This window comes from Lachnoclostridium sp. Marseille-P6806 (assembly GCF_964238185.1).
Classification (GTDB): domain Bacteria; phylum Bacillota; class Clostridia; order Lachnospirales; family Lachnospiraceae; genus Brotaphodocola.
Genome location: NZ_CAXSLG010000013.1, coordinates 1 through 22,233, shown reverse-complemented (window position 1 = coordinate 22,233; position 22,233 = coordinate 1). Strand labels below are relative to the sequence as shown.

Genomic DNA, 22,233 nt, shown 5'->3' with positions numbered 1-22,233 from the left:
AATAACCAAAAACTTGAACGCATTACAATGATTATTATATAATATAGCCATAATATTTACCGGTAAATGTAACGTGAAAATAAAATTTCAGGAGGTTGTTATGGAAAAGTTAAAAAATACGAAAGTTCTTGGTTTTCCACTCTGGATGTTTTTGGTCTTGAACATTATTATGATTTTTTTAGCTTCAAAAGATTGGATGCTGTCTAATATGATTGGAGCATTGGGCTTTGCATTGATCGTTGGAACTATGCTGGGATGGATTGGAGATCACATTCCGATTTGGAACAGCTGGTTTGGAGGCGGAATGCTTTTCACCTGTCTGATGGCTGGCGCTATGAATACATTTAATTTGATTGGAGAGGGTGCGAAAGAAGCTCTGAATAATTTTAATGGATCAACAGGATTCCTTGATCTATACATAATGGTTTTAATTACAGGATCCGTTTTATCCGTTGATCGTAAGATGTTAATAAAATCTTTTGCAGGATATATTCCGACGATTCTTGCAGGTGTAGCAGGAGCTTTGGGACTTGCAGGTATTGTCGGTGCGATTACCGGAGTTGGAGCGATTGATGCAATTACAACTTACGCGATTCCTGTTATGGGCGGTGGAAATGGCGCAGGCATCCAGCCCATGAGCCGTATGTGGGAAGCCGCTACTGGTGGTGATGGTTCTGCATGGTATGCATCAGCATTTGCAATTATCAGTCTGGGAAATCTTGTGGCTGTTTTCATGAGTGCTTTATTGAATAAATTGGGGCAGGCGAAGCCTTCTTGGACTGGAAACGGTCAGCTTATGCGCGGAATAGAAAATGCAGCAGCAAAAACGGAAGAAGTAAAACCGACTATAGCGGACTATGCTACTGGATTAGCTCTTGGTCTTTGTTGTTTTTCAATGGCAGACCTTTATTCCAAGCATATTTCCATTGTAAATAACCGCCTGGATCTTGGTTTTTCCATTCATACCTTCGCATTTATGGTTATTCTTATGGCTGCTCTTAACATTTCCAATATTCTTCCGGCAAATATCAAGGCTGGAGCTAAGGGAATGCAGATGTTTTTTGTTAAGTATATGTCCTTCCCCTTAATGATTACTGTAGGGATCGGAACAAATTTAAGTGATTATGCAAAAGTTTTTACCAATCCAGCAAACCTTCTTATTATTGTAGTAACCGTTATCGGAGCGATGTTGGGAACTTTTATTGTGGGCAGACTGCTCCACTTCTATCCGGTAGAGGCTATGCTTACAGCAGGTCTTTGTATGGCTAATGGCGGAGGCTCAGGCGACGTTCAATGTCTTGGTGCAGCTAACCGCATGGAAATGATGTCATATGCTCAGATTTCATCTAGAATCGGAGGAGCAATCATGCTTGTTGTAGCAAGTTTCTTCTTTGGACGATTTTTGTAAAATTGGAGGTAGAATTTCATGGAAGGGAAAAATCCATTAGTATCCAATTTAACATTGGAACAACAAAAAAATCTATTTGGAAATGCATATCTGAATATGCTGTGGTATTGTCCTGCAGACCAGAGGTTTTCCTATTGGGCTCATCTTCCGGATAGTTATTATGACGAAAAAAATCCAGATTACCGTTTGATGGTAATTATTCATGGAACCGGCTGTGCGGTAGAAGATTATATTCGAGAAGCTAAGGAATTAGCAGATCAGAATCATATCGCAATTCTGGCGCCGTTGTTTCCCGGCGGATTGATTGATCATGATGATTTTAACAGCTACAAACTTTTATCATGTGATGGAATCCGGTATGATCAAATTTTACTGGATATGGTAGAAGATATGGCAAACCGATATCCCGGTATCCATACAGAGCGTTTTTTCCTTTTTGGACATTCTGGAGGCGGACAGTTTACCAACAGGTTTCTGTTTGCTCATCCAGAGCGGCTGCTGGCTGTTTCTATTGGCGCTCCGGGGCGCCCGACTTTTCTCGATCTGAATGAAGATTACTTTTGGGGAGTTAGAGATTTTAAAGAATATTTTGGAAAATCTGTGGATATTGAGGCAGTGAAACAAATACCAGTTCAGATTACTGTCGGAGAAAATGATACAAAGTTTATAGGGGACTCCCCATACGGTACAAACCGTGTAGAGAGAATGAAAAGTCTTCAGAAAAACCTTGAAGACTGGGGGGTAAAAACAGAGCTTCAAATTCTTCCTGGTTTTGGACATGAAGGAGGAGAGCGTGAACGGGTGCGAACTGCGCAGGAATTTTTCATAGGAAATTTATAAATTGTTAAACATGTAAGAGACAAACGGTACCCTGATAGCGAGACACAGAAAAAGAGACTGTGCTCAACTATCAGGGTACCGTTTGTCTCATTTTTTCATCTGAAAGTTTGCTACATTTTCTGTTCCATCAGCCAGGAGGTAAAGTAGGGCTGAATCACGTCAAAGGGGGCATTTCCCATATCCAGAATAAATCTATGAAATTCTGAAGGGCTGAATCGGGAGCCCAGATTTTTCTCTGCGTTTTCACGCATATTCTGAATTTCCATAGCGCCTACAAAATAAGACAGATAGTTGGCCGGATTTTCGATCATGGCTTCAAACATGGCATCACTGACAGCGCCTGGATCCTCATAGAACTGAGAAAGGTATTCAGCAACCTGATTTCGATCCCAGCCAAGATAATTGACAGCCAGATCCAGATAGGCATGAAGCCCTAGAATTGCCGTGGAGTTAGATGCCAGCAGGCGCCCAAATTCCGGATCCAGACCATTATCCAGAGTGTAGGAAAGTGCTTCTACGTAGGCAGCCCATCCTTCACTGTAGCCATTAAAGGACAGAATTTTCCGCAAATCAGAAGCATCGGAGCTGTGGAAATACACATTCTGGTACAGGTGTCCCGGATACCCCTCATGAGCAATGGTCGGGTACAGGGACTCAGAGGTATACTGGGGATTGTGGTTAATATAAATGACATTGTCAGTAATGTCGTCAATGGGGGATGTCAGGTAAAAGGCCGGGCTTAAGGAAAGCTCCAGAGCCTTGGGGACATCCTTCAGTGTGTAGCTGCACTCCGGAAGCGGTGGAAAGTCAGCGGCAGTCAGAGTTTTTAATTCTTCGAGCATAGCAGCCGGTTCTGTCTGGCGGAACTGGCTGGTTTCCAGAAGGCTGCCAAACTCCGGATGCTCTTTTAAAATGGCAGAGGTTTCTTTTAGCTTTTTATTGATGGTCTGCTCCACAGCGGCAATCAGCTCTTCTACGGACTGGTATGAGGTGCCGGTACTGGCATAGACCAGATATTTGTAATATTTTTTTCCGTCAGGAAATCCGCACATACCGCCCTCGTTGGTTCCTGTACCCTTCAGCGCTTTCATGCCGTCAATCAGTGTCTGATAGGCGGGAACGAAGCTCTCCTCCAGAAGCTGTTCATTGCGCTGGCGGAATGAGTTTTTTTCTTCTTCTGTCAGATCGGCAATTTGCTCCAGCCGCTGGTTAAAGCTGTCGATGAGAAAATTGTTTCCCGGAACTAAAAGATAGCTTTCACAGGATTCGATGACATGGTCGATGCAGGTGTCGCTCATCATCAGACCGGCATCAGCCTTCTGCTGTTCAAAGGCGAGAATCTCCTTGTAATAATCATCAATAGCATCCAGCAGCGCAAGATATTCCTCTACATCCTGTTTTTCATAAAAAGAGTACTCACACAGCAGAATCGGAAGTTCAGCCTGTATGCCTATGGTTGCAGAAAGCGGCTGATAGTAAAGCTCCAGCCCTTCGCTTAAAGCTTCTGTTTTTAAAAGGCTTTGCAGAATGTGAAAGGTGACCTTCTGCTTTTCAGAAAGGAGCGCAGGAGAGAAAGAATCCAGCTCTTCCTTCAGCTGCTGTCGGGTCTGCCGGTTTTCTTCCATGGCATCCATGGAAATCGGCGCGAAGAGATTTTCCGCAGAAGAAATTCCAAAATTTTCCGGATGCCGCAGAAGATACTGAAGATCCAGCTGGCAGCCACATACCTGTTCGCGGAATAATTGTTCTTCTAGTTGGGAAAATCGCGACTGTTCCTTCAGTTCATTTTCCTGATACTGTTCGTAGGGAAGCTTCTCTTCCTGGGGATAGGGTGCTGCTGTAGTAGCTATGTCCGCCGAGGGCCGCGGCACACACCCGGAAAGCAGAGCCACACAGAGAAGCAGGGCCGCAAAGGGGCCGGAAAACCAGGTTCTTTTTGTATGCATAAATGAATCCTCCTAAGTGTTCCTATTATAATCTATACTCAATAAAATTACAACTTATGTAACATTCCGCCCGGATTCCTTGTGTTTTCGGGCGGTTTATGCTATAGTTTGATTACTTATTTCTATAATTTGGAGGAAATGGCTCATGTGTCAGAATCAGAATTGTAATTGTAAAAAACCATATTATATTACTACCGCGATTGCGTATACATCCGGAAAACCCCATATTGGAAACACCTACGAGGCTGTGCTTGCAGACAGCATTGCCCGTTTTAAAAGAGCGGAAGGTTATGATGTCCGCTTTCAGACAGGAACTGATGAGCACGGTCAGAAGATCGAATTAAAGGCTGAAGCAGCAGGCGTATCTCCCCAGGATTTTGTTGACGGCGTTGCCGGAGAGATCAAGACGATCTGGGATCTGATGAACACCTCTTACGATAAGTTTATCCGTACTACAGACAAGGATCACGAGGCTCAGGTTCAGAAGATTTTCAAAAAACTGTATGATCAGGGCGATATTTACAAGGGCTATTATGAAGGTCTGTACTGTACTCCCTGTGAGTCCTTCTTTACAGAATCTCAGTTAGTAGACGGCAAGTGCCCTGACTGCGGCCGGGAGGTTCAGCCAGCAAAGGAAGAGGCGTATTTCTTTAAAATGAGCAAGTATGCGGATCGTCTGATTGCTTATATTAATGAGCATCCGGAGTTTATTCAGCCGGTATCCCGGAAAAATGAGATGATGAACAACTTCCTGCTTCCGGGTCTGCAGGATCTGTGCGTATCCAGAACCTCCTTTACCTGGGGCGTTCCGGTATCCTTTGATCCGAAGCATGTAACCTACGTATGGCTGGATGCTCTGACCAACTATATTACTGGTTTGGGCTATGACTGTGATGGCAATCACGGCGAGCTGTTTGACAAATTCTGGCCGGCAGATCTTCATCTGATTGGTAAGGATATTATCCGTTTCCATACCATTTACTGGCCGATTTTCCTGATGGCTCTGGATCTGCCCCTTCCCAAGCAGGTGTTTGGACATCCCTGGCTGCTTCAGGGCGACGGCAAGATGAGTAAATCCAAAGGAAATGTTCTGTATGCAGATACGCTGGTAGATTTCTTTGGTGTGGATGCAGTCCGCTATTTTGTTCTTCACGAGATGCCCTTTGATAATGACGGCGTCATTTCCTGGGAGCTGATGGTAGAGCGGCTGAACTCTGATCTGGCAAATATCCTGGGAAATCTGGTCAACCGCACGATTTCCATGTCCAACAAATACTTTGACGGAACCGTAAGAAACGGCGGCGCAGCTGAGGCAGTAGATGAGGACTTAAAGGCAGTGGTATTAGATGCTGTGAAGAAAACAGTAGCAAAAATGGATCAGCTGAGAGTAGCAGATGCTATTACCGAGATCTTTGGCATTTTCCGCCGCTGCAACAAATATATTGATGAGACTATGCCCTGGGCTCTGGCTAAGGATAAGGATAAGAAGGACCGTCTGGCAACGGTTCTCTACAATCTGGTAGAGGCAATTACCATTGGTGCTTCTCTTCTGGAATCCTTTATGCCGGAAACCTCTGAGAAGATTCTGTCTCAGCTTCAGGCAGAAAAGAGAACTCTGGATCAGATGGATACCTTTGGTCTGTATCCGTCAGGCGGAAAGGTAACAGACAAGCCGGAAATTCTCTTCGCCCGTATGGATGTGAAGGAGGTTCTGGAAAAGGCAGAGAAGCTTCAGGCAGAGCAGGCGGCAGCTGCCGCAGCAGAAAACGGCGCAGCTGACGCAGAGGAAAAGCAGGAGGAGCCGGTGATTGATATTGAGGCAAAGCCGGAGATTTCCTATGATGATTTTGCAGCAATGCAGTTCCAGGTTGGCGAGATTATTTCCTGTGAAGCAGTGCCCAAGTCCAAAAAGCTGCTTTGCTCTCAGGTTAAGATCGGAAGCCAGGTAAAGCAGATTGTCAGCGGCATTAAGGCGCACTATTCTCCTGAAGAGATGGTGGGCAAAAAGGTGATGGTTCTGGTAAATTTAAAGCCTGCAAAGCTGGCCGGAGTAATGTCTGAAGGTATGATTCTGTGCGCGGAAGATGAAGAGGGCAATCTTTCTTTGATGGTTCCGGAAAAGAAGATGCCGGCAGGCGCAGAGATTTGTTAATAGGGACGCAGACAAAATGCGGATAGGATTTAACGGCAATCAGTTAAAGCTGATTGCCGTTGTCAGTATGCTTGTGGATCATATGGCATATCTGTTTATCGGAGTGGGAATGCTAACGCCTGCATTGCAGGCAGGGGAAGAAGTGCCTGCCCTTTTTCTGCTGTATCGTGTACTGCGGGCGATTGGCCGGATGGCCTTTCCTGTTTTTTGTTTTTTGCTGGTGGAAGGTTTTTTACATACAAAGAGCAGGCGGCGATACGCGATACGCCTGGGAATATTTTCCCTGATTTCAGAGATTCCATTTGATCTGCTTACCAGCGGAACCAGGCTTTTTGTTGATTGGAGTTCCCAGAATGTGATGATAACACTGTTTTTGGGGTTGCTGATGATGGAAGTGCTGGAGAGACTTGATATTCAAAAAAAGAATACCCTGGATCAAGGGCGAAATTACAGTTCGGGTATTTTTCAGCTGGAGCTTATGGCCCAATTATTTGTAATTTTCTTTTTTTGCGCGGCCGCCTGGATAGTACGATGCGATTATGATTATACAGGAATTATGCTGATTGCGATTTTCTACTGGTTCCGGTGGGATAGGAAGCAGATGTGTATTATGGGATTTTTATGGATGGCAGTTATCGAACAGCGTCTGGAATATTTACCGGCATTTGCCCTGTCTTTTATTTTCATTTTTCTTTATAATGGGACGCGGGGGAAATGGAAAGGCAAATATGCAGGTTATTTCTTTTATCCACTGCACATGGCGGTGCTTGCGCTGATATATGGGCTTGTATAAAGAAATATCCAGGAAATTTTCCGAAAAACAATCAGAAGGAAGGTCATAATATGATTTTTGATACTCATGCTCATTATGATGATGAGGCATTTCAGGAGGATCGGGATGAGCTTTTAAATAGCCTGAGTACTCATGGAATTGAAGCAGTAGTTAATGTAGGAGCCAGCATCCAGACAACAAAAAATACGCTGGAGCTGATGAAAAAATACCCCTTTGTCTATGGAGCTGTAGGGGTTCATCCCAGTGAAACAGAGGAATTAAACGACAATTTGATGGACTGGCTGAAGCACGTTTCCGGTGAAAAAAAGGTCGTAGCCATTGGCGAAATCGGACTGGATTATTACTGGAAAGAGCCGGATCCGGAGATTCAGAAGCACTGGTTTGTGCGCCAGCTTCAGCTGGCAAGAGAGGTAAAGCTTCCTGTGATTATTCACAGCAGGGATGCGGCCCAGGATACGCTTGATATTATGAAGGCAGAGAAGGCAGGAGAAATCGGCGGAGTGATTCACTGCTTTTCTTACGGAACAGAGATGGCCAGAGAGTATCTGAATATGGGATTTTATCTGGGAATCGGTGGAGTTGTGACCTTCAATAATGGGAGAAAGCTGAAAGAGGTAGTGGAGTATATGCCGCTTGACCGGATTGTTCTGGAGACAGACTGCCCCTATCTTTCCCCTGTTCCTAATCGGGGAAAACGCAATTCCTCTTTGAATCTTCCTTATGTGGCAGAGGCGATCAGCCAGATAAAAGGCATCTCACCGGAAGAGGTGATAAAGATCACCAATCAGAATGCAAGAAATCTGTATCGGCTGTAAATCCGGAAAAAGCGTAGGAAAATCGACGAAAAGAGGACTGCTGGGAGATTCCGTGAAAACGAGGAAAGGCCGGCAGGGTTTGAGGGGGATCCTGCCGGCATGTGCATGAAAAAAAGTTAAAAGCGTATTTATGTTGCTGACAATAACTAATATATCTGAAAAATGTGACTGGAATATGGAAAAAATGTGAAAGATTTGTGAGAGGATGGAACTGCATGGAAAACAGATTAGGCAATCCCAAGAACACAATTGAAGTGATTCAAAAGTATGAATTTGCCTTTCAAAAAAAATTCGGACAGAATTTTTTGATTGATACGCATGTGCTGGATAAAATTATCCGGGCTGCAGGAGTGACAAAAGAGGATATGGTTTTGGAAATCGGTCCCGGAATTGGCACAATGACTCAGTGTCTTGCTGAGGCAGCCGGCCGGGTAGTTGCAGTGGAGATTGACTCGAATCTGATTCCGATTCTGAAAGATACCTTAAAGGATTATGATAATATCACGGTCATTAACGAGGATATCCTGAAGGTGGATATTAAAAAGCTGGCAGAAGAATATAATGGCGGCCGACCCATTAAGGTTGTGGCAAATCTGCCCTATTATATTACAACGCCGATTATCATGGGGCTGTTTGAGAGTGAAGTTCCTATTGATAATATTACGGTTATGGTGCAGAAAGAGGTGGCAGACAGGATGCAGACCGGTCCCGGATCAAAGGATTACGGAGCATTGTCTCTGGCTGTTCAATATTATGCAGAGCCTTATATTGTGGCGAATGTTCCGCCCAACTGCTTTATTCCCCGTCCTAATGTAGGATCTGCGGTAATTCGGCTGACCAGACATCAGAAGCCGCCGGTTGAGGTAAAGGACAGCGGGTTGATGTTCCGTCTGATTCGTGCTTCTTTTAATCAGCGGAGAAAAACTCTTCAGAATGGCCTGAACAATTCCTCAGAGCTGCATTATTCCAAGGAGCAGATTGCCAGGGCAATTGAAAGTCTCGGCGTTCCGGCAACAGTGCGCGGGGAGGCTCTGACTCTGGAACAGTTTGCCCGTCTGGCTAATTATTTTACAGAAAATGCCTAGAAAATGAGATTTCAGACAAAAAACAGGGCTTTCGTTTTTGCAGATGATATATCTGCAGCTGCGAAGCCCTGTTTTATTATACACAGTTATCGACTGATAGTTTTCGTGAACAAATTTACTTTCTCTCAAATAGGCTGCGTAATTACAGATCGCATTTGGAAAGAGCTGCTTCATCTGCAACGATGGTTACATCCGGATGCATCTGCAGAATAGAAGCCGGAACATGAGGAGTAACCGGTCCGCTGATAACCTGTTTCAGAATATCAGCTTTGTCAGCGCCGCTGACAACCATCAGAACCTTCTTTGCCTGCATAATGGTCTGAATTCCCATGGTATAAGCCTGCTTCGGAACGTCGTCAATGCTGGCGAAGAAACGCTTGTTTGCTTCAATGGTGCTGGGCTGCAGATCTACGCAGTGGGTCAGAGTAGCAAAGGTGTCATCCGGCTCGTTAAATCCGATATGTCCATTGTGGCCAAGGCCAAGAAGCTGAAGATCCACGCCGCCGATCTCTTTGATAACGTTGTTGTAGCGGGCACATTCTTTGTCACTGTCCGGCTCGGTTCCATCAGGAATGTTGGTGCGGGCCAGATCGATATTTACATGCTTGAACAGATTGTTGTACATGAAATAGTAGTAGCTCTGGTCATTATCTCTATTCAGTCCTTTATATTCATCCAGGTTAACAGTAGAAACGCCGGAGAAATCCAGATCGCCCTGATTGTACCACTCAATCAGCTCTTTGTAGGTGCCGATGGGTGAAGAACCGGTAGCCAGTCCCAGTACACAGTTTGGTTTTAAAATAACCTGTGCTGCAATAACATGGGCTGCTCTGCGGCTTAACTCATTGTAATCCTTTGCTTTGATGATTTGCATGGTAATACCCCCTGAAAATAAAAAATTTTTTGTTAAAATCTAATCATAGGATAGCATTTTTAGGTCATAGTTGCAATGGTTATTTCATAAAATGTTTATCAAAGGAGTGATAGCATGTCTGATTATCGAAGATTAATCTCATACATTTATGCATATGAGGGCGGCATAAAAGGAAAAAATATTGGATATGCCAAGGTGGAGATACGAGGGGGACAGTGCAGAATACAGGTAAATGTGAAAAGAGTTTTTGTGGGAAGTAATGAAACAGGGGTTTATTTGCTGGCTCCAGAAGCGGAAATTCTTCTTGGGAGAATTTTTATTCGGGGAGGCGCAGGGGAGTTTCGAACACAGGTAAATGCAGAAAATGTGGAGGGGAGCGGGATTTCCGCAGATCAGTTCTATGGGCTGACCATCCATGATGTGACAAGTACCTGGAGAAGTTATACAACGGTCTGGGAGGATGCGGTGGCACAGACGGCAGAGGTTCAGCTGGCAGATATTACATCAGAAAATATGAGAAGACGGGACAGCAGTGTTGAAGCAATCAGCAGGGCGTTGACTATGACGGCGCTGAAGCGGACAGCAGAAACTGGCAGAAACGGACTTCAGGCAGCAGAAGCCCTGAAGACTGAAATAGAACAGGAAGCAACAGGACAGCTTGAGATATCAGAGGAGCTGGAAACAGAAGAACTGGAAAAGCAGAGGGAAGGGAGTGAAAAAGAGCCGGAAGGGGGAGAAGCTTTAGAGGTTCAGAGTGAGGAGAAAACAGAAGAGAGGAAACAGGAAGAAGGAGAAGAATTTAAGGCTCAGAGCGAGAAGGTATCAGAAGAGCCATGGGGAAAAGTCTCCGGGATTTTAGGGGAGAAAAGGTCAGAAGAGCAAATAGGGGAAGGGACTGAGGGGGTGAGTGAGAAAGCGCCGGAAGATAAGAGCCAGGAAGGAGGAGAAGAATTTAAGGCTCAGAGCGAAAAGCAGCCAGAAGAGCAAAAGAAAGAAGAATCTGAGGTTCAAAACCTGAAAAATCCAGAAGTTCCGGAAGAGCCAAGAGGAGAACCTTCGGGGGAGAGGAATCTGGAAAAACAGGAAGAGATTTTGAAAACAGAAAGGGGGGAGGAATGGGCAGAACAGCAGCAGATGAAAAAAATACTGGAAATGCATCTCCCGGTTTCAGCAGAAATTGAACGGGAATTAAAACGGGAGGAGAAGCGCCTGGAGACAATTGCTCCCTGGGAGGAGGATGAGAAAAGCAGTAAAAATCAGGAGGAGAGGGGAAAAATTTCAGATGCTCTCTCTGGAAGAATGGAGGCGCAGCCAACGCCTGGTTTATCCGGTGAGCCAGTTTCTGGCTCGACAGATGAGCTGGTAAACAGACCGCCTCATAAGTCATTCGGAAAAACAAGAAACAGCGCAGCAGCAGCTCGTCTGTCACGTTTGAAAAATATTTTGCAGCCAGGGGTTCTTCAGTCCCTGCTTCTGCAGCCGGAGGAGTCCCAGACAGCGCCGCCTGCTTCAATCAGGCAGGGAACAGCTGGACAGGAAGTGCAGTCGCAGACATCAGGACTGAAAAGAGAACAGGAGACACCATATCCCGAACTGGAAAATCCGGCAGTTTTACGGGAACTGGAACGTCAGGAGGCAGAGGAAAACAACAGAAGTGATTTGTGGGAACGCTTTCAGAGAAAGTATACAAGAGTTCTGGCCTTTGAGTGTGACAGTGGCTGTGAAATTCTTTCCATTAAGCCTCAGGATATTGGACTGCTTCCAAGAGAAATATGGGTGTACGGCAATAACAGCTTTCTGCTGCACGGATACTATAATTACCGCCATTTGATCCTGGCCCGTCTGTCTGATTCCGGAGGAAAAATCCGCTATCTTTTAGGCGTTCCGGGACACTATTTCAGCAATGAAAAATATATGGCCTCGATGTTCGGTTTTCCCCATTTTGTGCTGGCAAAAAAACAGCCAGATGAAGACGGGAGATTCGGATACTGGTATACGGATATACGCCTGTAGAGCCATTAGTAATCGATTCCGCGAAGATTAACCTGACCTGTAAAGGGGGCAGTAATTTCCGCAAAAGAAAGCAGCTCTTCTTTTGTAAATGAGGAAAATCCGTCTGGGTGAAGGACTCTTTCAGATGGAACATAATTTTGAATATAATAATCAGGACACCCGGCAATCCAGGGACCGATTTGACGGAAATCCTCGCTGGTGTGCAGGCCCTTTACAGCTGTCGTACGGAATTCAAATGGAACTGCTCCGGAGAGCAGCCACTGAACCGATTCTTGCACAGAATCTATATCAGGGGAAACTCCGCAGACTGCAGGATAATGCTCTGGTCCGGCTTTAATGTCCATGGCAATGTAGTCCAGAAGTCCCTGTTCTGCCAGATGCCGGATAACCTGAGGGCGGCTTCCGTTCGTATCCAGTTTGATGCGCAGTCCAAGACTGCGGACCTGAAGGATGAAGTCCTCCAGCGCTTCTGGCTGAAGGCAGGGTTCTCCGCCGCTGATGCAGACTCCATCGAGAATTCGGCTTCTTTTCTTTAAAAAAGCCAGAATGTCATCAGGAGAGTACAGAGGGGGTGCATCGTTTCCAAGAATTTCACTGTTATGGCAAAAGGGACAGCGAAAGTTGCAGCCTCCAGTAAAAATTGTTGCAGCCACATATCCGGGATAGTCTAGGAGCGTGGTTTTCTGCAGTCCGCAGATAATAAGGGGATTTGTTGACTCTTGCATTTTACATATTTCCATTTCTCTGATTTTCGTATATACTGAAACTGCTGTGAAAGGCAGCGTTTACAGTTATGCAGATATTATACCACAGGAAATAAGAAACAGGAGGAAGGGTTTTCAGAGAAATCCAAATACCTGAAGGGAAAGAAAAATGGGAAATTTACAGGAAGAAAATCAAATCATTCAGCAAAAACAGGATCAGCGTTTTATGAGAGAAGCGATCCGTCAGGCCAAAAAGGCGCTGGCCCTGGGAGATGTTCCGATTGGATGTGTGATTGAATATGAGGGGAAAATTATTGGGCGGGGCTACAATCGCCGGATGGCAGATAAAACGGTTCTTGCCCATGCGGAATTGATTGCGATAAAAAAAGCCTGTAGGAAAATGGGAGACTGGCGTTTGGAGGGATGCACAATGTATGTAACCCTGGAGCCCTGCCCTATGTGTGCCGGTGCGATTGTCCAGGCAAGGATTCCTGCTGTTGTAATTGGATGTATGAATCCAAAGGCCGGCTGCGCCGGTTCGGTGCTGGATATGCTTCATGAGGAGGGTTTTAACCACCAGGTGGAAACGAGAATTGGAATTCTGGGAGAAACCTGTTCTACCATGCTTTCTGATTTCTTCCGGAATCTCCGGAAGAAAAAAGCAGAACAGAAAGCGCAGCAGCTTATGGACGGGGGCAAACCCGCAGATATAGCCGGTAAGCCATAAGGGTAGCGGAAACAGTAAAAAAGATTTCCAGGGCGCTGCTGACAATTCCTGCCAGAACAAACAGAAAGCCGGAAATCAGCACAATGGCTGCCAGCCCTGCCAGATACAACCGGTAAATGGTTTTGTTTTTTGGTTCCGCAGTCTGGTACAGTCGGAGCACAATGAAAAACAGGCAGATGGTCAGACAGGCAGCAGCAAGAAAAGCAAAGACAATGTGGAGACTGGCCTTTAAGGGCATCTGCTCTGGAAGATAAGGCGTGGTAACAGCAAAGTCCAACAGCACCAGAGCAAGATAGACCAGCCAGCTGGCTGTCGGCTTTCGGGGCATATGGCGGATAATTCTCCGGAGAATAAAAAAGAAATAGATTCCCACAATCAGTCCCCACAGGACAAAGGCTTCTTTTCTTCCGGCAATATTTCCCAGCACGGAAAAATTGGTGCGGAACCAGTCGCTGTTTATGGCAAAAAGAAAGGTGTAGACGGGAATCAGGACATATGCAGTAAAAGCAGTCATAAAAGCAGCCTCCTTGAAATCATAATAGGTGGTGTGTATCAGTATCTATTTGTGTTTTTAATGGCCAGTTTAACATAGGCACAGGCATTTCGGCAATAGAAATCTTGACAAAACTATGGCGGTAGGGTATACTTAACTGGCGTAAAATTGTCATAAAGCTTCCGCGCAGCCGGGGAGATAGCGGTGCCCTGAACCTGCAATCCGCTCCAGCAGGGGTGATATCCCGCCTCGGATATGTTCTTGCAGGGCTGCCCCTGGTAAGCGGCGTTGACGTTTGGGTCTTGCGCAACAGAACCTCATGAACCGTGTCAGGGCAGGAATGCAGCAGCACTAAGTGAGTCCTTCTGTGTGCCGCAAGGGTGCCTGGACCGAGCTGGCTGTCAGGGTAACGCCTGTGAGCCGTATACAAAGCGGGGTGCGCGGATTAAAATAATAATTTAGAATCAGTATGCCGGGTGCAGAGATGCATGCGGCTCTTTTTCTGTCTGTTTATTCCCGGAAAACCTCGTTTCTTCCTGCTGTTTCGGCAGATTCCTACTTGCCCGCGCTTGCTATATGTATTATAATATATCAGAATGGGCTTATTTTAATCTGATGTGGAAAACAACGAAAAAAGATGTGATAACAACAGAAAGGATGTGGCTTCGATGAGAGTTGGAATGCTGACCAGCGGCGGTGACTGCCAGAGCCTGAACGCAACCATGCGGGGCGTGGCAAAGTCTCTGTATAAAATGTACGATGATGTGGAGATTATTGGATTTGAGGACGGCTATAAAGGCCTGATGTATGCAGATTATCAAATTATGAAACCATCTGATTTTTCTGGTATTCTGACCAAGGGCGGAACCATTCTGGGAACCTCCCGCCAGCCCTTTAAACTGATGCGGGTGCCGGATGAAAACGGCCTTGACAAAGTAGAAGCAATGAAACACACCTATAAAAAATTAAAGCTGGAGTGTCTGGTGGTTCTGGGCGGAAACGGAAGCCAGAAAACAGCCAATCTTCTTCGAGAGGAAGGGCTGAATGTGGTATCCCTGCCAAAGACCATTGACAACGATCTGTGGGGAACAGATGTGACCTTCGGCTTTCAGAGCGCCATTAATGTAGCAACCAATGCCATCGACTGCATTCATACTACCGCAGCATCCCATGGACGTGTATTCATTGTGGAGGTTATGGGGCACAAGGTTGGCTGGCTGACGCTTTATGCCGGACTGGCAGGCGGAGCAGATATTATTCTTCTGCCGGAGATCCCCTATGATCTGAATGTGATTGTAGGCGCGCTGAGAGAGCGCAATAGACAGGGAAAGCGTTTTTCCATTTTGGCTGTGGCAGAGGGCGCCATTTCCAAAGAGGACGCCATGCTCACCAAAAAGGAGCTGAAAGAAAAGAAGAAAAACGGAGTTGTGTATCCGTCTGTGGCCTATGAGCTGGGAGCAAAGATTACAGAAAAGACAGGCCAGGAGGTGCGGGTTACTGTTCCGGGCCATACTCAGAGAGGCGGAGAACCCTGCCCCTATGATCGTGTGCTTTCTACCCGTTTAGGCGCAGCAGCAGCCAAGCTGATTCAGGATAAGGAATATGGCTACATGGTTGCTGTGCATAACAATGAGATTACCAAGGTTCCTCTTGCAGAGGTAGCGGGACGTTTGAAAACTGTAGATCCGAACAGCTCTATTATTAAAGAGGCAAAAATGCTGGGTATCAGTTTTGGTGACGAATAAAAATAACTGCAAAGCTCCAGATAGAATTCCGGAGATCTGCAGAAAATAAGGAGTTTTTGATTTATGTCATATACTGCGCTGTACCGCAAGTGGAGGCCGACAGGATTTGCGGACGTTAAGGGACAGGATCATATTGTACAGACCCTGAAAAATCAGATAACCGGGCAGCGCATTGGTCATGCCTATCTGTTCTGCGGAACACGGGGAACCGGAAAAACTACCATTGCCAAGATTTTTGCAAAGGCAGTCAACTGTGAACATCCTGTTGACGGAAGCCCATGCGGAGAGTGTGAGAGCTGCCAGAGCATTGTATCCGGCCGTTCTATGAACGTAGTTGAGATTGATGCGGCTTCCAACAATGGTGTGGAAAATATCAGAGAAATTCGGGAACAGGTTCAGTATCCGCCCACAGAAGGGCGGTACCGGGTTTATATTATTGACGAGGTGCATATGCTGTCTACGGGCGCATTCAATGCACTTTTAAAGACCCTGGAGGAGCCACCGTCCTATGTGATTTTTATTCTGGCAACAACAGAGGTTCATAAAATACCTATTACGGTGTTGTCTCGATGCCAGCGCTATGATTTCCGGCGGATTACCATTGAGACCATAGCGGCGCGGCTGCGGGAGCTGGCAGATGCGGAGCAGATTCCGGTAGAGGAGCGGGCGCTGACTTATCTTGCAAAGGCGGCAGATGGTTCCATGCGAGATGCGCTGAGTCTGCTGGATCAGTGTGTTGCATTCCATTTCGGTACTTTGCTGACTTATGATAATGTGCTGGAGGTGCTGGGAGCTGTCGATTCCAGCGTGTTCAGTCAGCTTTTGCGGGAAATTCTTGCAGGAGACACAGCTGGCTGTATTCACTGTCTGGAGGAAATGGTGATTCAAGGGCGTGAGCTGGGACAGTTTGTGGTGGATTTTATCTGGTATCTGAGAAATCTTTTGATATTGAAAACCACAGAGGACGCGGAGGTCATGCTGGAAATGTCTGAGGACAATCTGCGTCTTCTTCGAGAAGAGGCAAAGATGGTAAACGGGGAGACGCTGATGCGGTTTATCCGCATCTTTTCTGAGCTTTCCAACCAGCTGCGCTATGCTTCCCAGAAACGGGTTTTGATTGAGATAGCCCTGATTAAGCTGACAAAGCCGCAGATGGAGCCGAATCTGGACTCCATTCTTCAGAGGCTTAATGAGCTGGAGGCCAGGATTGAAGAAACGCCTCAGGTTACGCCGGAGCTGATGCAGCAGATGGCAGCCCGGATGGGAAATTCCGGCGGTGCGTCTTTAAACAGTACAGCTGCAGGAGTTTCTCCGGGCCAGGAAGAAGGCGGTTCGGGAGGAGAAATGCCGCCGCAGGTGGCAATTCCCAGAGCTCAGCTGGAGGATTTGAATCTGATTCGTCAGGACTGGGGAAAAATTATCCGGGATTTAGGAGGAGCAATTCGTCCCAGCTTTCGGGACACGGTGCTGGAACCCAGCGGAGACAGCTGCCTTTGCGTGGTATTTTCCAGCCCTGATAATTATGCTATTGGCAGCAGGGCAACGGTTCTGGGTGAACTGGAGCGGTATATTCAGGAAAAATACGGAAAAGAGCTGTATCTGAAGGCCCGCCTGAAAAGTGTCGGCGAGCGTATGAATACCATTTATGTAAGTGATGAGGAATTAAAAGAAGCGGTTCATATAGATATTGAGTTTGAGGAATAAAAGAGCCGTTTAAAATCGTTATGAAAATTGAGGAGGACAAACATCATGGCAAAGCGTGGTGGATTCCCGGGCGGTATGCCGGGCAATATGAATAATCTGATGAAACAGGCGCAGCGTATGCAGCGTCAAATGGAGGAGACAACAAAAGAGCTGGAGGAGAAGGAATATTCTGCTTCTTCAGGCGGCGGAGCAGTTACCGTAACAGTTTCCGGCAAGAAGGAAGTTGTTTCTGTAAAGCTGGCAGAGGAGGTTGTTGATCCGGACGACATTGAGATGCTTCAGGATCTGATTGTGGCAGCTACCAATGAGGCGCTTCGCAAAATGGAAGAGGAGTCTCAGACGGCAATGGCCAAGCTGACCGGCGGTTTAGGCGGCCTTGGCGGAGGATTCCCGTTCTGATATGGATTATTACAGCAGGCAGATCACAACGCTGATCGAAGAATTGTCAAAGCTGCCGGGGATCGGCAGCAAATCAGCCCAGCGGTTGGCTTTTCATATTATCAATATGCCAAAGGAACAGGTAGCCAGCCTGACCGGCGCCATTACCCAGGCAAAAGCCAATATTCGGTACTGCAGGGAATGCTTTACGCTGACAGATCAGGAGCTGTGTCCTATCTGCAGCAGCGAAAAGCGGGATCACAGGACGATTATGGTAGTGGAGAATACAAGAGATCTCGCTGCATATGAGAAAACAGGAAAATATGACGGGGTATACCATGTGCTTCATGGAGCGATTTCTCCCATGCTGGGCATTGGTCCCAATGATATTAAGCTGAAGGAGCTGATGCAGCGTCTGCAGGGAGATGTGAAGGAGGTTATCATTGCGACAAACTCAAGCCTTGAGGGTGAGACAACGGCAATGTATATCAGCAAGCTGATTAAGCCCACGGGAATCCGGGTGAGCCGGATTGCCAGCGGCGTACCTGTAGGCGGCGATTTGGAATATATTGATGAGGTAACCCTGCTGAGAGCCCTGGAGGGGCGAATAGAGCTGTAGCAGCCTTTTGGCAGGCGTGAGGAGTGCATAAGATGGATAAATATGAATTTAATATAAAAGTGGAGCAGATGCGCAAAATGGTGGCCCGCGGCGATTATGTGACGGCCATGAAAATTGTGGATACCATTGACTGGAAAAAGGTGCGAAATGCAAATCTGCTTTCCATGGTTGCAACAATTTATGAAAAAAATCATGAATACCAGGATGCGAAGGATATTCTGCTTCTGGCCTTTGAGCGGGCGCCGATTGGAAAGCGTCTGCTTTACAAGCTGACAGATTTGGCTCTGAAGGAGGGAAATCTGGAGGAGGCAGAGGCATATTATCGAGAATTCTGCGATCTGGCAGGAGATGATCCTCGCCAGCATTTGCTGCGCTATATGATTCTTAGACAGATGGATGCGCCCCTGGAGCAGCAGATCCATTCTCTGGAAGGATATACAGCAGAGGAGCTGGATGAGAAGTGGCTGTATGAGCTGGCTGAGCGGTATCATGAGGTTGGTGATATTGAACGCTGTGTCAGCACCTGTGATAAGATTATGCTGATGTTTGGTCTGGGCAAGTATGTAGATAAGGCAATGGACCTGAAGCAGGAGTATGCGCCCTTAAATCAATATCAGATGGATCTGGTGGAGAACAGAGAAAAATACGAAGAGAAGCTGCGGGCAGTAGAGCAGTCTTTTGAGTATGACGATCAGGATCCGGAAGACAGTAAGGCAGAGGTTCTGCGTCAGGAACGTCCTTATGCAGTGCCGGAACAGGAAGCTGTGGAGAACCAGGAGCAGATTTATCATGAAGAAGAAACTGCTTTGGAGGAAGAAGAGCCGGAAGAGGCACCGGAATATGAAGCAGGAGATTACCAGCCAGAGCCGGCAGCTGAGAATCACGAGGATACGGTACTTCCGTTGGAGCGTGAGACGATTACCGCCGCTGTAAAACAGGCAGAGACAGAAGAAAGTCTGGCAAGAGAGATGTCCCGGCTGAAGAGAGAAGTGCCGTCAGAGGAGGAGTCCGAACTGGAAAAAACCAGGATTCTCAGCGCTATTAAACGGGCTCCGTCTGCATCAGAAGCTGTTTCTGAGCTGCCAGAGGAGGAAGTGACAGCAGAAGCGCTGGAAGAGGAAGAACTGCCGAGAATGACCAATCATCTGATGATAGAAGCCCGTACACCGGAAAAGGGCTTTCAGATGGCTGTTGAGACGTTAAAGCAGATTCAGAGAGAAACCGGAGTTAAAAATCCGGTAGCCAAGATTACAGGATCCAAACTGAATAAACGAGGCGTGCTTGCCAGCAGAGATAAAATTGCAGGTAAAGATTTGATTATTGAAGAGGCCGGAGATCTGACGCCTGAGATGCAGAAGGAGCTGGAACAGCTGATGAGCCGTGATACAACAGGTATGCGGATTATCCTGATTGACAATCCAAGGCAGCTGGAAATGATGCATGCGCAGAATCCGTCTCTGGCAGATAAATTTGAGTGCATTGGCTGTGAATTTCAGGAGCCGGAACAAACAGAAGAAAAGGAGCAGGCTCCTGTAATTCCGGAAAAATCCTGTACGGAGGAAATGCCGGAGCCGGAAGTGCCGGCTTATCCGGAGGATGATCGTCCGATTCGTCATATTGTTCCAGAGAGCAGCAGTGCAATGCGGATGCCGGGGCCGGGAGATTATTATGAAGATGATCGGGAACCGGAGCATCTGGAAGATGAAGAAGAAATGGATATTGATGAATTTGCTCAGTATGCATGTAAATATGCTTCTGAGATAGACTGCAGTATTACTGGAAAGAGTATGCTGGCTCTCTACGAGCGGATTGAAATTATGGAAGAGGACGGCATTCCTCTGACACGGGCAGCAGCAGAGGATTTGATAGAAGAAGCGGCAGACAAGGCAGAACGTCCTTCTGTGGGACGTCGTCTGAAGGGACTGTTTTCTTCAAAATATGACAAAGATGGTTTATTAATTTTAAAGGAAGAGCATTTTATTTAATATGGCAGAGATCAAATTAATTGCTCTGGATTTAGACGGGACGCTTCTGGATAGCCAGAAGCGTCTCTCTTCCAGAAACGAAAGAGTATTAAAGGAGTGTATCCGGAGAGGGATTTGGATTGTGCCTTGTACCGGAAGAATTTGGTTTGGAGTACCGGAGTTTATTCGCAGTTTTCCGGGAATTCGTTATGCGATTACTACCAACGGAGCTGTTGTGGAAGATATCATTGAATCAAGAATTCTGGATGAAAGAAAGCTGACATGGCAGCAGGCGGCAGAACTGCTGAAATTAGCAAAGAAATTCCATACCATGTATGATGTATACACGGATGGACATGCATTTGGTGAGGAACGGTTCCTGGAACATATGGAAGACTTTGGCATTCAGCCTGCGCTTCAGAAAATGATACAGGATACAAGGGAAGCCGTTCCAGATGTGGAGGAGCGGGTTCGCGAACTGAAAAAGCCTGCCGAAAAGGTGAATTATTTCTTTGGCGATCTGGATGAGCGCAGCAGAGCCAGAGCGGCATTAGAGGCCAGAGGCGATGTGCTGGTAAGCTCCTCTTTCCCTAATAATCTGGAAATAAATGCCATCGGAGCATCAAAGGGAGAGGCAATTCTTCGTCTTGCTTCCTATCTTGGGATTCGGCCGGAAGAAACTATGGGATTTGGCGACGGAGAAAATGATATTTCTATGATTCGCATGGCAGGAATTGGTGTAGCCATGGGAAATGGGGCGGAGATCCTGAAGGCGGAGGCAGATTATATAACTGGAATCAATGATGAGGATGGTGTGGCCCAGGCGATTGAGATGCTGGTGCTGGGTGGCGAAGGCGCGCGGGACATCTGAGAATAGGAAAGCAATTTGCAGAAAATGAGTGTATCTGCCGGAACAGACAGAGGTCGAGGAAAATGGCAGATTGTGTTCAGGGCAGATGCAGACAGAAAATGAAGGACAGAAAAGGAATAATATGAATTATCTGACAGAACACTGGTTATCCATAGGAGCAGGGGTGTTCTTGCTCTCTATGGTTTTATATGGTCATTACAGAGGATTTTTAAAAATGGCGACGGGGGTGCTGACGCTGGTTTTAAGTTTGACAGTGGTTCGGACAGCGGTTCCATACATGACAGGGCTTCTGGCTGCCAATACGGGCCTCAGAAGGGCGATAGGGCAGGGGCTGCTTCATATGAGCGGATTAAAGGATGGGGGCATAGGACTTTCTGTTACCCTTCCAGCTCAACAACGCCAGTCTATTGAGAATTTGAAGCTGCCGGAGCAGATGAAAGAAATTCTTTTAGAGAATAATAATCATGAAATTTACAATCTGCTGGGAGTGGACAGTTTTTTTGAGTATCTGGGAGCCAGTCTGGCTAATATGGTGCTTAATCTGATTGTTTCTGTGGTTTTATTTGCAGCAGTATATTTTCTGATTAGATTTGTGATAAAATGGCTGGATTTGATGGCACATCTTCCAATCCTTTCCGGAATGAACCAGATAGCAGGTGCGCTTCTGGGGGCAGTTCAGGGGCTTGCTGTGCTGTGGGCAGCAGGAGTGGCTCTTGGATTTTGTTCAGCAGCTGTGTGGGCTCAGCCGGTACTTGCCCAGATAGAAGGCAGTATATGGCTTTCTTATTTGTATCATCACAATTTGTTTAATTGGCTCCTGTACAGTGCGATCAACAGTTTGGGATAGACGGAGATGGAAAAATGTGGAAGAGCAGATGGAAAAACACAAGATATAGTGTATGAAAAGAATATGAAAAAAACAGTTAAAAAAATTGAAAAAATCCCTTGACAAAATCCACTATAAAATGGTATATTAAAGCTCCACCGCGAAAAACGGTGGTCAGCTTTAAAAGAAAAATAAAAAGTTGAAAAAAATAAAAAAAGTTGTTGACAAACGCAAGCGACTGTGATAAGATAAACGAGTTGCTGCTGAGAACAAAAG

At 46.3% G+C, this 22,233-nt stretch carries 19 protein-coding genes and 1 other RNA gene; 16 read left to right on the top strand and 4 right to left on the bottom strand.

Features of this window, described 5'->3' with window-relative positions:
• The first annotated feature begins 100 nt into the window (after positions 1–100).
• Both ACESON_RS14475 and ACESON_RS14470 read left to right on the top strand, forming a co-directional pair.
• On the top strand, positions 101–1,408 hold the full coding sequence (locus ACESON_RS14475; protein ID WP_177958252.1) for a 2-hydroxycarboxylate transporter family protein: 1,308 nt from the start codon (positions 101–103) through the stop codon (positions 1,406–1,408).
• An 18-nt stretch (positions 1,409–1,426) separates the two neighbouring features.
• Positions 1,427–2,248 carry an alpha/beta hydrolase gene (locus ACESON_RS14470; protein WP_177958253.1) on the top strand — a complete coding sequence of 274 codons (822 nt, stop codon included), beginning with the start codon at positions 1,427–1,429 and terminating at the stop codon, positions 2,246–2,248.
• Positions 2,249–2,358: 110 nt separating this feature from the next.
• Here the strand turns inward: ACESON_RS14470 and ACESON_RS14465 are convergent, their stop codons facing one another.
• Positions 2,359–4,194 (bottom strand): DUF885 domain-containing protein, encoded by a 1,836-nt coding sequence (locus ACESON_RS14465; protein ID WP_373110624.1) that lies wholly within the window; start codon positions 4,192–4,194, stop codon positions 2,359–2,361.
• A 145-nt stretch (positions 4,195–4,339) separates the two neighbouring features.
• On the opposite strand from ACESON_RS14465, the gene metG reads away from it, so the two are divergent.
• From metG to rsmA, 4 genes are all read left to right on the top strand, one after another.
• Positions 4,340–6,346, top strand: a complete 2,007-nt coding sequence (gene metG, locus ACESON_RS14460) for a methionine--tRNA ligase (RefSeq protein ID WP_373110623.1) — start codon at positions 4,340–4,342, stop codon at positions 6,344–6,346.
• 16 nt (positions 6,347–6,362) lie between these two features.
• Positions 6,363–7,139: a TraX family protein gene (locus ACESON_RS14455; protein WP_373110621.1), complete on the top strand. Its 777-nt coding sequence runs from the start codon at positions 6,363–6,365 to the stop codon at positions 7,137–7,139.
• A gap of 50 nt (positions 7,140–7,189) precedes the next feature.
• Entirely contained in the window at positions 7,190–7,954 is a 765-nt protein-coding gene (locus ACESON_RS14450; RefSeq protein ID WP_177993582.1) for a TatD family hydrolase, read from the top strand.
• Between the two features lie 215 nt (positions 7,955–8,169).
• Positions 8,170–9,039: a 16S rRNA (adenine(1518)-N(6)/adenine(1519)-N(6))-dimethyltransferase RsmA gene (gene rsmA / locus ACESON_RS14445; RefSeq protein WP_177958258.1), complete on the top strand. Its 870-nt coding sequence runs from the start codon at positions 8,170–8,172 to the stop codon at positions 9,037–9,039.
• A gap of 142 nt (positions 9,040–9,181) precedes the next feature.
• Here the strand turns inward: rsmA and nagB are convergent, their stop codons facing one another.
• On the bottom strand, positions 9,182–9,913 hold the full coding sequence (nagB, locus tag ACESON_RS14440) for a glucosamine-6-phosphate deaminase (RefSeq protein ID WP_177958259.1): 732 nt from the start codon (positions 9,911–9,913) through the stop codon (positions 9,182–9,184).
• A 114-nt stretch (positions 9,914–10,027) separates the two neighbouring features.
• Here nagB and ACESON_RS14435 point away from each other — a divergent pair, with 114 nt between their 5' ends.
• A complete protein-coding gene (locus tag ACESON_RS14435; protein ID WP_373110618.1) occupies positions 10,028–11,926 on the top strand; it encodes a DUF6128 domain-containing protein in 1,899 nt (632 codons plus the stop codon).
• 5 nt (positions 11,927–11,931) lie between these two features.
• Here the strand turns inward: ACESON_RS14435 and ACESON_RS14430 are convergent, their stop codons facing one another.
• A complete protein-coding gene (locus tag ACESON_RS14430; protein ID WP_373110616.1) occupies positions 11,932–12,651 on the bottom strand; it encodes an anaerobic ribonucleoside-triphosphate reductase activating protein in 720 nt (239 codons plus the stop codon).
• 148 nt (positions 12,652–12,799) lie between these two features.
• Between ACESON_RS14430 and tadA the strand changes: the two genes are divergently transcribed.
• Entirely contained in the window at positions 12,800–13,357 is a 558-nt protein-coding gene (tadA, locus tag ACESON_RS14425; RefSeq protein ID WP_177958262.1) for a tRNA adenosine(34) deaminase TadA, read from the top strand.
• On the opposite strand, the gene ACESON_RS14420 is transcribed toward tadA, so the two are convergent.
• A complete protein-coding gene (locus ACESON_RS14420) occupies positions 13,314–13,871 on the bottom strand; it encodes a hypothetical protein (protein WP_177958263.1) in 558 nt (185 codons plus the stop codon). The two genes, tadA and ACESON_RS14420, sit on opposite strands and share 44 nt — an antisense overlap.
• 161 nt (positions 13,872–14,032) lie before the next feature.
• Between ACESON_RS14420 and ffs the strand changes: the two genes are divergently transcribed.
• The 8 genes from ffs (at position 14,033) to ACESON_RS14380 (ending at position 21,978) form a co-directional block, all read left to right on the top strand.
• Positions 14,033–14,294, top strand: an RNA gene (gene ffs / locus ACESON_RS14415) — signal recognition particle sRNA large type.
• A gap of 224 nt (positions 14,295–14,518) precedes the next feature.
• Positions 14,519–15,595 (top strand): 6-phosphofructokinase, encoded by a 1,077-nt coding sequence (locus tag ACESON_RS14410; protein WP_373110614.1) that lies wholly within the window; start codon positions 14,519–14,521, stop codon positions 15,593–15,595.
• A 63-nt stretch (positions 15,596–15,658) separates the two neighbouring features.
• Positions 15,659–17,299: a DNA polymerase III subunit gamma/tau gene (gene dnaX, locus ACESON_RS14405; RefSeq protein WP_373110612.1), complete on the top strand. Its 1,641-nt coding sequence runs from the start codon at positions 15,659–15,661 to the stop codon at positions 17,297–17,299.
• A gap of 45 nt (positions 17,300–17,344) precedes the next feature.
• Positions 17,345–17,698 (top strand): YbaB/EbfC family nucleoid-associated protein, encoded by a 354-nt coding sequence (locus ACESON_RS14400; protein WP_373110610.1) that lies wholly within the window; start codon positions 17,345–17,347, stop codon positions 17,696–17,698.
• Between the two features lies 1 nt (position 17,699).
• Complete coding sequence (gene recR / locus ACESON_RS14395; protein ID WP_177958266.1) at positions 17,700–18,296, top strand: recombination mediator RecR; 597 nt, start codon at positions 17,700–17,702, stop codon at positions 18,294–18,296.
• Between the two features lie 32 nt (positions 18,297–18,328).
• Positions 18,329–20,281, top strand: a complete 1,953-nt coding sequence (locus ACESON_RS14390) for a tetratricopeptide repeat protein (protein WP_373110608.1) — start codon at positions 18,329–18,331, stop codon at positions 20,279–20,281.
• Between the two features lies 1 nt (position 20,282).
• Positions 20,283–21,131, top strand: a complete 849-nt coding sequence (locus tag ACESON_RS14385; protein ID WP_373110607.1) for a Cof-type HAD-IIB family hydrolase — start codon at positions 20,283–20,285, stop codon at positions 21,129–21,131.
• Between the two features lie 121 nt (positions 21,132–21,252).
• Positions 21,253–21,978, top strand: a complete 726-nt coding sequence (locus ACESON_RS14380; RefSeq protein WP_177958269.1) for a CvpA family protein — start codon at positions 21,253–21,255, stop codon at positions 21,976–21,978.
• Positions 21,979–22,233 lie beyond the last annotated feature (255 nt).

Coding starts and splice junctions, on each gene's coding strand:
- ACESON_RS14475 (WP_177958252.1), top strand. CDS start 101: ATGGAAAAGTTAAAAAATACGAAAGTTCTTGGTTTTCCACTCTGGATG.
- ACESON_RS14470 (WP_177958253.1), top strand. CDS start 1,427: ATGGAAGGGAAAAATCCATTAGTATCCAATTTAACATTGGAACAACAA.
- ACESON_RS14465 (WP_373110624.1), bottom strand. CDS start 4,194: ATGCATACAAAAAGAACCTGGTTTTCCGGCCCCTTTGCGGCCCTGCTT.
- metG (WP_373110623.1), top strand. CDS start 4,340: ATGTGTCAGAATCAGAATTGTAATTGTAAAAAACCATATTATATTACT.
- ACESON_RS14455 (WP_373110621.1), top strand. CDS start 6,363: ATGCGGATAGGATTTAACGGCAATCAGTTAAAGCTGATTGCCGTTGTC.
- ACESON_RS14450 (WP_177993582.1), top strand. CDS start 7,190: ATGATTTTTGATACTCATGCTCATTATGATGATGAGGCATTTCAGGAG.
- rsmA (WP_177958258.1), top strand. CDS start 8,170: ATGGAAAACAGATTAGGCAATCCCAAGAACACAATTGAAGTGATTCAA.
- nagB (WP_177958259.1), bottom strand. CDS start 9,913: ATGCAAATCATCAAAGCAAAGGATTACAATGAGTTAAGCCGCAGAGCA.
- ACESON_RS14435 (WP_373110618.1), top strand. CDS start 10,028: ATGTCTGATTATCGAAGATTAATCTCATACATTTATGCATATGAGGGC.
- ACESON_RS14430 (WP_373110616.1), bottom strand. CDS start 12,651: ATGCAAGAGTCAACAAATCCCCTTATTATCTGCGGACTGCAGAAAACC.
- tadA (WP_177958262.1), top strand. CDS start 12,800: ATGGGAAATTTACAGGAAGAAAATCAAATCATTCAGCAAAAACAGGAT.
- ACESON_RS14420 (WP_177958263.1), bottom strand. CDS start 13,871: ATGACTGCTTTTACTGCATATGTCCTGATTCCCGTCTACACCTTTCTT.
- ACESON_RS14410 (WP_373110614.1), top strand. CDS start 14,519: ATGAGAGTTGGAATGCTGACCAGCGGCGGTGACTGCCAGAGCCTGAAC.
- dnaX (WP_373110612.1), top strand. CDS start 15,659: ATGTCATATACTGCGCTGTACCGCAAGTGGAGGCCGACAGGATTTGCG.
- ACESON_RS14400 (WP_373110610.1), top strand. CDS start 17,345: ATGGCAAAGCGTGGTGGATTCCCGGGCGGTATGCCGGGCAATATGAAT.
- recR (WP_177958266.1), top strand. CDS start 17,700: ATGGATTATTACAGCAGGCAGATCACAACGCTGATCGAAGAATTGTCA.
- ACESON_RS14390 (WP_373110608.1), top strand. CDS start 18,329: ATGGATAAATATGAATTTAATATAAAAGTGGAGCAGATGCGCAAAATG.
- ACESON_RS14385 (WP_373110607.1), top strand. CDS start 20,283: ATGGCAGAGATCAAATTAATTGCTCTGGATTTAGACGGGACGCTTCTG.
- ACESON_RS14380 (WP_177958269.1), top strand. CDS start 21,253: ATGAATTATCTGACAGAACACTGGTTATCCATAGGAGCAGGGGTGTTC.